This is a genomic window from Dietzia timorensis (genome assembly GCF_020742175.1).
Classification (GTDB): Bacteria; Actinomycetota; Actinomycetes; order Mycobacteriales; family Mycobacteriaceae; genus Dietzia; species Dietzia timorensis_A.
Map to the genome: position 1 here is coordinate 1 of NZ_DYXM01000177.1, position 9,176 is coordinate 9,176.

The 9,176-nt window shown below is 66.4% G+C and carries 9 protein-coding genes; 5 read left to right on the top strand and 4 right to left on the bottom strand.

Translation table 11 applies throughout. The features are described 5' to 3' along the window. Positions 1-94: 94 nt before the first annotated feature. A complete protein-coding gene (locus K8V11_RS09170; RefSeq protein WP_303913044.1) occupies positions 95-775 on the bottom strand; it encodes a hypothetical protein in 681 nt (226 codons plus the stop codon). 37 nt (positions 776-812) lie between these two features. Between K8V11_RS09170 and K8V11_RS09175 the strand changes: the two genes are divergently transcribed. Next, a complete protein-coding gene (locus K8V11_RS09175; protein ID WP_303913047.1) occupies positions 813-1,784 on the top strand; it encodes a hypothetical protein in 972 nt (323 codons plus the stop codon). 23 nt (positions 1,785-1,807) lie between these two features. Next, positions 1,808-2,185 carry a hypothetical protein gene (locus K8V11_RS09180; RefSeq protein WP_303913050.1) on the top strand — a complete coding sequence of 126 codons (378 nt, stop codon included), beginning with the start codon at positions 1,808-1,810 and terminating at the stop codon, positions 2,183-2,185. A gap of 42 nt (positions 2,186-2,227) precedes the next feature. Here the strand turns inward: K8V11_RS09180 and leuS are convergent, their stop codons facing one another. After that, entirely contained in the window at positions 2,228-5,194 is a 2,967-nt protein-coding gene (gene leuS, locus K8V11_RS09185) for a leucine--tRNA ligase (protein WP_303913053.1), read from the bottom strand. Between the two features lie 174 nt (positions 5,195-5,368). Between leuS and K8V11_RS09190 the strand changes: the two genes are divergently transcribed. Beyond that, positions 5,369-5,950 (top strand): SdpI family protein, encoded by a 582-nt coding sequence (locus tag K8V11_RS09190; protein ID WP_303913056.1) that lies wholly within the window; start codon positions 5,369-5,371, stop codon positions 5,948-5,950. A gap of 61 nt (positions 5,951-6,011) precedes the next feature. Next, on the top strand, positions 6,012-6,725 hold the full coding sequence (locus K8V11_RS09195; RefSeq protein ID WP_303913059.1) for an aspartate/glutamate racemase family protein: 714 nt from the start codon (positions 6,012-6,014) through the stop codon (positions 6,723-6,725). 208 nt (positions 6,726-6,933) lie between these two features. Here the strand turns inward: K8V11_RS09195 and K8V11_RS09200 are convergent, their stop codons facing one another. Both K8V11_RS09200 and K8V11_RS09205 read right to left on the bottom strand, forming a co-directional pair. Then, the gene (locus tag K8V11_RS09200; RefSeq protein WP_303913062.1) at positions 6,934-7,212 is read right to left on the bottom strand and encodes a hypothetical protein; all 279 of its coding nucleotides are present in this window, start codon (positions 7,210-7,212) and stop codon (positions 6,934-6,936) included. A gap of 198 nt (positions 7,213-7,410) precedes the next feature. After that, positions 7,411-7,890, bottom strand: coding sequence for a YidH family protein (locus K8V11_RS09205; protein ID WP_369693066.1), 480 nt, complete (start codon positions 7,888-7,890; stop codon positions 7,411-7,413). Positions 7,891-7,970: 80 nt separating this feature from the next. On the opposite strand from K8V11_RS09205, the gene K8V11_RS09210 reads away from it, so the two are divergent. Next, a complete protein-coding gene (locus K8V11_RS09210; RefSeq protein ID WP_303913066.1) occupies positions 7,971-8,972 on the top strand; it encodes a bile acid:sodium symporter family protein in 1,002 nt (333 codons plus the stop codon). The last annotated feature ends 204 nt before the right edge of the window (positions 8,973-9,176 follow it).

The window sequence follows — 9,176 nt, forward strand, 5'->3', positions numbered from 1 at the left end:
CGCCGGTCACCGACGCGCAACTCGGCCTCGACACTCCCGATGAGGTCGCCCAACACACGGGCAAATCTGGCGCCGCAGACAACGTCGCCGGCCACTAACCTTCCGGCGACCACAACGGATGGACCTCGAGGGCGCCGTCGGACATCAACTCATCCCGTCGACTCTCGTCGCGGCAGCACACGAGCATGCGGCTGAGATCAAGACTCACGGTCGCGAACCAGTCCCCGTCGACCCAGCAACAACTCGACCCGGCGTCGGTGTGAAACATCCCTGTGGTCGACTCGCCCGTGCATGCCCCGGACAGGTACCGATAGCCGCCGGCACTCTTCTGCAACGGCGCACCAACGACAGCCGCCGGTCCGCCGTCATCCGAGTACAGGACGTAGTCCGCGTAGAGAACGCCATGGTCCGGAAGCCCGAACACGCGGCGCAGGGATTGCCACGTCGCGATATCGATCTGCCCGAAGTACGGTTCGTCGTATTCGTGCACTATCCGCCGCTGTGCCGCGTCTCCCGAAATCCCGATCGCCTCGCAAAACGGTGCCGTCGGCGTCAACTCGTTGCCGAGTCGCTCCGCGAGCTCGGCCCACAGCACCCTTCTTCCCCGCGAGTCCCAAATGGGCATGCTGATCATGCAACCGAAAGGAAATTCACCCGCTAGAGCACCGAGAACATCCGGGTCGTCCAGGTCATAGGGCATTCGAGCGCCCAGGTACGGCTCCACCGGCCGACCGAAGTCCCAACGCGGTTCCCACAGTTCCTCGACTTCCGACATTCCCGTACCTCCTTCCCTGCCGCGTAATCTTGGACCCATGTCCTCTCCCTATGACGCCGAAGGTACCGACTCGAACGGCATGCCGGATTGGCGCCGCAATGCGCAAGCGGAAGTCCTGCTGTCCGGGCCCGCGCCGACCGCCGCGGATATCGTCGCGACGCTGCAGAAGGTGCTCGGCGATATCGCCACGATTTCCACCGGCGAACAGATCGATTCCAGCGGCGAGCCCTTCGTCAACGTCGACTATCGGGGCGTCGCGCTCGTGGTGCGCTCCCGTGCAGAGGCGCTCACCCCGCAAGACGTGCCCGAGGGCGAGGATTTCAACGGGGGCATCAGCTTCCCGCAGTCCAACCCGTCATTCAACGGGCCCTTGAACGCCTCCCGCGGGCTCGTCGTGTGGGGCGGCAATGCAGGGCAGCTGCTGCGCACCACCGCGCGCATCCATGTCGCCGGCGCCGTATACGCACCCGACGAGCAGTCGGGCAAGCCCGTGGGCGCGGAGCTTCCGCTCGATGCGCTGCGCGAGGAGCTCGCGGTCGCGACGATCGTCTCGGCGCTCACAATCCTCGAGGCCGGCGGTGCCGAGGCGCTCGGCGTGTGGGTTCCCCTCGCCGGGCTCTGCGTCCCGGCGGACGTCTACCGCGACACCGTCTCGCACGCCCCGCTGCCCGTGCCGGTCCTCGTGGGCCTGCGCGTCGGCGTGTTCACCGACAACCCGGATGCGCCCATCGACCCCGAAAACCCGCCGATGACCTTCGCGTTCACCACCGGTATGGCGCGCTTCGGCCGGGCGGACCTCGAGTTCCCGCGCTCTCCGCAGTCCCCGCCGCGAACCATGGGGACCGCGCTCGACGTGCTCGCCTTCGAGCTGGGAACGAGCTCGAGCTTCCTCGATGGCGAGGTCGTCGACCTCCGGGATGGTCGGACGTTCGACGTCAGAGCTGGTGATTCGACGATTACCGGCTGGCATGTTCTGCAACTGACCCAGCTGACCGGGGCAGACAGCTAGACGCTTCGACTAGCCTTGACGGCATGGCGGCAAGGCGCGAACCCGACTACGAAGCGGACCCGCTGGAGCGGCTCGAACGCAACGAGCGCTCCACGCGAGAGGCGGTCCGCTACGGCCTCGTGTCCGCATTGCTGGTGATCGCGTTTGTTTCGATACTCGCCGCCGTCATCGGATTCGATGCCGGCACCGGATTCACCGCAAAGCGACTCGAGGTGCTGCTCCCGCCACTTTTGCTCGCCGTCGCCCTCGCACTCGGCGCGAGCTGGCAGACCTATCGTAGGTGGCAGCGCCATATTCGCTGGCGGCCGTGGCTATGGCTCACCCAGCTCATGTGGATCGGGGCGTCGAGCTACCTGATCCTCATCGGTTCCCTGCTCGTGGCCCAGCCGCCGCAGGTGTGATCGCTACGGCAACTGGGCCCGGAGGGCGCGTCACTTCCCTACTCAGGGAACAACATTGACCATTTTTCCGGGAACAACGATGACCTTCTTCGGCGCCGCGCCGCCGAGCAATTCGGCGACCTTCGGATCCGCGAGCGCGGCGGTCTCGACATCGGACGGGGAGGCGTCGGCAGCGACCTGAATGCGCGAGCGCACCTTGCCCTTGACCTGGATCGGGTACTCGACGGTGTCGTCGTGAAGCAACGACTCGTCGGCCTCGGGGAACGGGCCGTGGGCCAGTGAGCCCTCGTGGCCGAGCCTCGACCACAGTTCCTCGGCGACGTGCGGCGCGACCGGCGCGACCATGAGCACGAGAGCCTCGGCGGCCTCGCGCGGGGCGCCGCCGGAGCCGAACGCCTTGGTCAGGGTGTTGGTGAACTCGATGAGCTTCGCGATTGCAGTGTTGTCGCGCAACTCCGCGTAGTCCTCGCGCACCCCGGCGACGGCGCGGGCCATGGCCTTCGCGATATCGCCCGCGGGCGCGTCCTCGGAGACGTGCACCCTGCCGGTTTCCTCGTTGACGACGACTCGCCACAGACGCTGGAGGAAGCGATGCGCGCCCACGACATCCTTCGTCGCCCACGGGCGCGACTGGTCCAGCGGGCCCATCGACATCTCGTACACGCGAAGGGTGTCGGCACCGAAGTTCTCGGCCATCTCGTCGGGGGAGACGGAGTTCTTCAGGGACTTGCCCATCTTCCCGTATTCCTCGCGGACCTGGACCTCTTCGCCTTCCGGATTGGTCCAGAAAAACTTCCCATCGCGCTCGTTGACCTCGGCGGCGGGAACGTAGATCCCGCGCGGGTCGGTGTAGGCGTATGCCTGGATGTAACCCTGGTTGAACAGGCGGCGGTACGGCTCCGACGAGGACACGTGGCCGAGGTCGTACAGCACCTTGTGCCAGAAACGCGAGTACAGCAGGTGCAGTACCAGGTGCTCGACGCCGCCGACGTAGAGGTCCACGCCGCCCGGATCGTTCGCGCCGTGCTCATTCGGGCGAGGGCCCAGCCAGTAGGCTTCGTTGGCCGGATCGGCGATGGCCTCGGTGTTCGTCGGGTCGGTGTAGCGCAGCTCGTACCAGGACGAGCCGGCCCACTGCGGCATGACGTTCGCGTCGCGCGTGTATTCCTTCGGCCCATCGCCGAGATCGAGCGTGACCTTCATCCACTCGGCGGCCTTGGCCAGCGGGGGAGAAGGCTCGGAATCCGCGTCCTCCGGGTCGAAGGACACCGGGCTGTAGTCGTCGACCTCGGGGAGCTCGACGGGGAGCATCTCGTCGGGCAGCGCGTGGGCGGTGCCGTGCTCGTCGTACACGATGGGGAAGGGCTCGCCCCAGTAGCGCTGGCGCGCGAACAGCCAATCGCGCAGCTTGTACTGGATCTGGCCGCTGCCCAGGCCCTCCGCCTCGAGGAACTCGATGACCTTGTCCTTGGCCACCGCCTGCTCGAGGCCGTTGATGTCGAGAGAGCCGGACGCGGAATTGACCGCGGTGCCCTCGCCGGTGAAGGCCTGCTCGGGGTCGTAGACGCCGTCGGCCGGCTGCACGACCTGGATGCGCTCGAGACCGAAGGCCTCGGAGAACTCGAAGTCGCGGGAATCGTGGGCCGGGACGGCCATGATCGCGCCGGTGCCGTAGCCGGTGAGTACGTAGTCCGCGATGAACACCGGGATCTTCGCGCCCGAAAGCGGATTGACGGCGTAGGCACCGGTGAAGACGCCGGTCTTCTCCTTGTTCTCCTGGCGTTCGAGATCGCTCTTCGCCGCAATGGCCTTGCGGTACGCGTCGACCGCCTCGCGAGGAGAAGAAGCGCCGCCGGTCCAGCGCTCATCCACGCCGTCAGACGGCCATTCGTCTTTCGTGATCTGGTCCACGAGGGCGTGCTCGGGGGCAAGCACCATGTACGTCGCGCCGAACAGGGTGTCCGGGCGGGTGGTGAACACGGCGATCTTCGACGACGGGTCCTCCGCCAGCGGGAACCCGACCTGCGCGCCACGCGAGCGGCCGATCCAGTTCCGCTGCATCGCTTTCGCGTGCTCTGACCACTGGAGATTCTCGAGATCGTCGATCAACCGATCCGAGTACGCCGTGATCCGCATACTCCACTGCTGAAGCTTCTTGCGGAAGACGGGGAAGTTGCCGCGCTCGGATTTACCGTCGGCGGTGACCTCCTCGTTCGCGAGGACCGTGCCAAGACCCGGGCACCAATTGACCATCGAGTTCGACAAGTACACCAGGCGGTAGTCGGCGAGGACGCGCTCGCGCTCGGTCGCGTCGAGCTCCGACCAGCCACGTTTGCCCAGCTCGGCGGCGACCTCGGGGGCCAGCGTGCGCGAGCCGGAGGCGAACTCCTCGACCAGCTCGGAAATCGGGCGGGCGCGGCCGGTGCGACCGCTCGGCTCTACGCCTTCGTGTTCGCGCACCGGGGCATCGGGGTCGAACCAAGAATTGAAGATCTGCAGGAAGATCCACTGCGTCCAGCGGTAGAACTCGACATCCGTAGTGGCGAAGGAGCGGCGCGGATCGTGGCCGAGGCCGAGACGCCCGAGCTGGCGCTTCATGTTCTCGACGTTTTGCTCGGTAGTGACTCGCGGGTGCTGCCCGGTCTGTACGGCGTACTGCTCGGCCGGCAGGCCGTAGGCGTCGTAGCCAAGCGCGTGCAGCACATTGCGCCCGAGCATCCGGTGATAGCGGGCGTAGACGTCCGTGGCGATGTATCCGAGCGGGTGGCCGACGTGCAGGCCCGAGCCCGAGGGGTACGGGAACATGTCCTGCACGAACAACTTGTCGGCAGGGAGGGAGCCGTCCTCCGACGTCAGAGGCCCGACGGGGTTGGGCGCGTAAAACGTGCCACGAGCTTCCCACTCGGCCTGCCACCGCGGCTCGATCTCGCCCGCGAGGCGGGCACTGTAGCGATAAGCCGGGCCGGACTCGCCGGCGGTGGGCTGGACGTTGTCGCTGGAGGTGCTCACTGTGCCTAATCGCCCCTATGCTTCGTTCGATCGTGTAATTCGTGCGCTGCTGTGCGCGCTGATTGCGCCGCCACTCGAGAGCCCGGGCGTGCCAGGGCTACTCCGCTAGCGTATCGACCCCACCAGTCTAAGCCCGAATGGGTATTCGGCCCTGGTGGGCGTACCCTTGGGGCCGTGGACACTACGGCAACTTTTGTGGTGAGCGTGCTGTTCCAGGTCGTGTTCTTCGTCCTGGGTGCGGCGCTCCTGGCCGGCGGCATCGCCGCCCTTCGCGAGCGACTTCCCGGCAACTCCTGGTTCGGCGTGCGTACGCCCGAGACCCGCGAGTCGCCGGAAGCGTGGACAATTTCGAATAAAGCCGCAGCTCCCGGGTTTTTGGCTGCCGGCGGGGCACTGGTTCTCGCGGGCCTCGGCCTCCTTCTTGTCGACGGCGTGGTGGCTGTGATTGTTGCCGTGCTCGGGGTGCTCGTCGCGCTCGGTATGGCCTCGTTCGCCGGTCTCTCCGGTTCGAAGGCCGCCGCGATCTGGCTCGACAACGCGCGCCGCACCGGCACGCTGCCCGAGTCGATGGACCCGAACGCGATGTCGTCGTCGTGCTGCTCGGCCGGGGGAGGAGCGGCCGAATCCTCGGACGCCGCGACCGCGTCGGTCGGCGCTGCGGCAGGCTCACCCGCCTCGGATTGCGGCGTGACCGGCGGCTGCGGCAGCTGCTCGCTCAAGGGCATGTGCGCGCCGGAGGGTTCGCACCAGCACTGAGCGCGCTCGCGCCCTTCCGTCGAGTTGTACAGTCGAATGTATCGGCTACCAGGGAGGACGCATGTCTAGCTTGAAGAAATTGGGACTGATCGGCGGAACCGGACCAGAGTCGACGCTCGTCTACTACCGGCGGATCATCGAAGGCGTGCAGGCGGCCACGCGCCCGGACCTGCTCGCGCCGATGACCATCGAGTCGCTCAGCGCCTTCGACGTATTCGAGTTCGCCGGTCGGGAGGACTGGGACGGCCTCGCCGATTACCTGCTCTCCGGCGTCAAACGCCTCGAGGCGGCGGGCGCGGAGGTCGCGTCCCTCACCGCGAACACGCCGCACGTGGTCTTCGACCGGCTCGCGGAGAAATCGCCGTTGCCGCTGGTCAGCTCCGTGGAATCGACGCGCCGGGAGATCCGCGCGCGTGGCGCGAGCTCGGTGATCCTGCTCGGTACCGAGTTCACGATGGTCGGCGATTTCCTTTCCGGGCCGCTGCGCGCGGACGGCATCAACGTCGCCGTGCCCAATGCCGACGAGATCGCGTACATCCAGGACAAGATCGCGAGCGAACTCGAATTCGGCGTGGTGCGCGAGGACACGCGCGAGGGGTTCTGCGACATCATTCGCCGCCTCGCCGCGGATGACGGCGGAGAGCTCGTAATCCTCGGCTGCACCGAACTCCCGCTCCTGCTCGACGATTCCACGTCGCCGGTGCCCACGCTCGACACGATGGATCCGCACATCGAGGATCTCGTGCGCGTCGCGCTCGGGGAGAAGCTGGACTAGGGGCTTTCCGGGGCCGGGTGTTGCAGGGGCCTGCCGGCCTCCCGGTTTCGCTGCACATCCCGTTGTCCGCGCGAATTCGGACGCCTTCGCAGCTCCTCGGACTCGTATACACCACGAAATGGTCCGGATCTCGGCCAAACGGGCACGCAAAGTAACCGCTAGGTGGTGTTCGACCAGCGCTCGCACCGATCGGCAGCAACCGACGCGGTCAGAGCACGTAAAGGAGCACAAGCAAGACAAGCGCGAGGAGCGAAAGAACCACGCAGAGCGTCGTCATCGCCGCGAGTGGGACCCATCGGTAGCGGATGTGGCCCTCGAGCACCTCGGGCTTTCCGGAACCACTGATGTTGAACTCCGTGTGCCGGAACCAGCGGATACGCGCGATGTGCCCCTGCTCGAAAAGCGCGAGCCCGCCCATCGGGATCACGACGAGGACCGCGAAAACGGCCGTCAACCAGGGTGAAAGCATGAGAGTCAGTCGTGCCATCACCGCTAATGCAATGGCGGTCGCCGTCCACAACCTCACCCACGATAGGGAAGTGCGCTCGGCCTGGAGGCCCGGGTCCGGCGGCGGCAATGTGTCCTTCGCCGCGAGGACGATCCCATGTGGGCGAGTGGCCCCGCCGACTTCGGCGCCCCCGCCACCCGAAGGGTTTATGTTTTCCTCGTGCGCCCCCATTGTCGCCTACGCATTCCAAAGGATGCCGATGACCAGCGCTAATGCGGCAGCTCCGACTCCGGCGACGAGAATGAGCGCACCGGCGGGGGCGGGGAGTGGGCGCCGCTGACGCATGGCCGATTCCATCCGTAGCCAGCGACGGAACGAATAGATCGCCAGAGCAGCGGCGATAACGAGCAGGACGATCGCCAACGGCATACGAACGGCGCGCGGAATCGCATCCGAGACAAAGGCCTCGAGCGCGACCGCGCCGGCAATGAGTGCCATCGAGGTCCGCAACCACGCGAGAAGTGTGCGTTCGTTGGCGAGCGTGAACCTCGGGTCGGGGTCCGTGCCTTCGCGGAGCGAGCGGGGACGCCAGCGCTCACCTGGCGCCGCATCCCGGATCTCGGCATCGGGCACCGCGCCAACCTCGGCACCGGAAGCCGTCCGGACCCCGGCCTCGTGGCTCGCCGCCGCATCACGGCGTCCGCTGTGCTCATTCACGCCTGCGAGATTACCGCCGAGTTCGAATCGCGGGGTGATTCCGATTGGTCTTGCTCAGGCTTTGGCGATTGAATGGGGCAATGGAATTCGTGCGGCGCATAGGCAGGGGTCTGAAGAAGTTCGGTCTCGATTGGTTCATCGCCTCGATTCTTCTCGCTGTTGTCGTTGCGGCGCTGCTGCCCGCGAAGGGGGCGGGGGAGCAGGCGGTCAATTGGATCTCGATCGCCGGGATCGCCATGCTGTTCTTCCTCTACGGCACACGCATGTCGCCGCGCGAAACGCTTGAGGGCCTGCGGCATTGGCGACTGCATCTCACCGTCACCGTGTTCACGTTCGTGTTGTTCCCGATTCTGGGGCTGCTCGGCCAGTTCGCCCTGACGCCGCTGCTCGGCACCGGCCTCGCCGCGGGCCTGCTGTTCCTCACGCTCGTCCCCTCGACCGTGCAGTCATCCATTTCGTTCGTGTCGATCTCGCGCGGCAACATCCCGGCCGCCATCGTGTCGGCCTCCGCCTCGAACCTCATCGGCGTTTTCGTCACGCCACTGCTGGTCATCGCACTCATGTCGGCGACCTCGGGAGTCCACATCGACGGCTCCTCGGTGCTCAAGATCTTCGCCCAGTTGCTGCTGCCGTACGTGCTCGGCCAGCTGTGCCGCCGCTGGGTGCTTCCGCTGACCGACCGCATCGGACCGCGAATCTCGCTGTTCGATAAGGCCGTCATCGTGGTCGTGGTCTACTCGGCGTTCTCCGAGGCCGTCGCCGAGGGAATGTTCTCCCAGATCACGTGGGCCGAGGCGGGCTGGCTCGTGCTCGTGTGCTGCGTCCTGCTCGCGATCGTGCTGTCGCTATCCGCACTCGCCGGCCGCCTGTTCGGGTTCTCGGTCGCCGATCAGCGTGTGGTGCAGTTCTGCGGCTCGAAGAAGTCGCTGGCCACGGGCATGCCGATGGCTGCCGTACTTTTCGCCGGTCAACCCATCGGGCTGCTCGTATTGCCGCTGATGATCTTCCACCAGATCCAGCTCATCGTGTGCGCCTGGATGGCCAACCGGTACGGCCGCGAATACGATGCTGCGCACGCCTGACCTCCACGTTTCACCCCTGTCGTAGCGCACGAAGTCCCACCGCATCACCCCCGGGCGGCGGATCCCACGCATTATGATCCGCACCACACTTGACGGCGTTACCATCGATTCATGCCGATCGCGAAGTCTCCCCGTCTTGCCTCCTTCACCACGCGCGTCGGCGCATGCATCGCCTCTGCATGCTTGATGACGGCGGGCCTCGCC

What these genes read in the sequence shown, in the direction of transcription:
- K8V11_RS09175 (WP_303913047.1), top strand. Translation starts at nt 813, where the DNA reads ATGTCCTCTCCCTATGACGCCGAAGGTACCGACTCGAACGGCATGCCG.
- K8V11_RS09170 (WP_303913044.1), bottom strand. Translation starts at nt 775, where the DNA reads ATGTCGGAAGTCGAGGAACTGTGGGAACCGCGTTGGGACTTCGGTCGG.
- K8V11_RS09210 (WP_303913066.1), top strand. Translation starts at nt 7,971, where the DNA reads ATGGAATTCGTGCGGCGCATAGGCAGGGGTCTGAAGAAGTTCGGTCTC.
- K8V11_RS09200 (WP_303913062.1), bottom strand. Translation starts at nt 7,212, where the DNA reads ATGGCACGACTGACTCTCATGCTTTCACCCTGGTTGACGGCCGTTTTC.
- K8V11_RS09180 (WP_303913050.1), top strand. Translation starts at nt 1,808, where the DNA reads ATGGCGGCAAGGCGCGAACCCGACTACGAAGCGGACCCGCTGGAGCGG.
- K8V11_RS09195 (WP_303913059.1), top strand. Translation starts at nt 6,012, where the DNA reads ATGTCTAGCTTGAAGAAATTGGGACTGATCGGCGGAACCGGACCAGAG.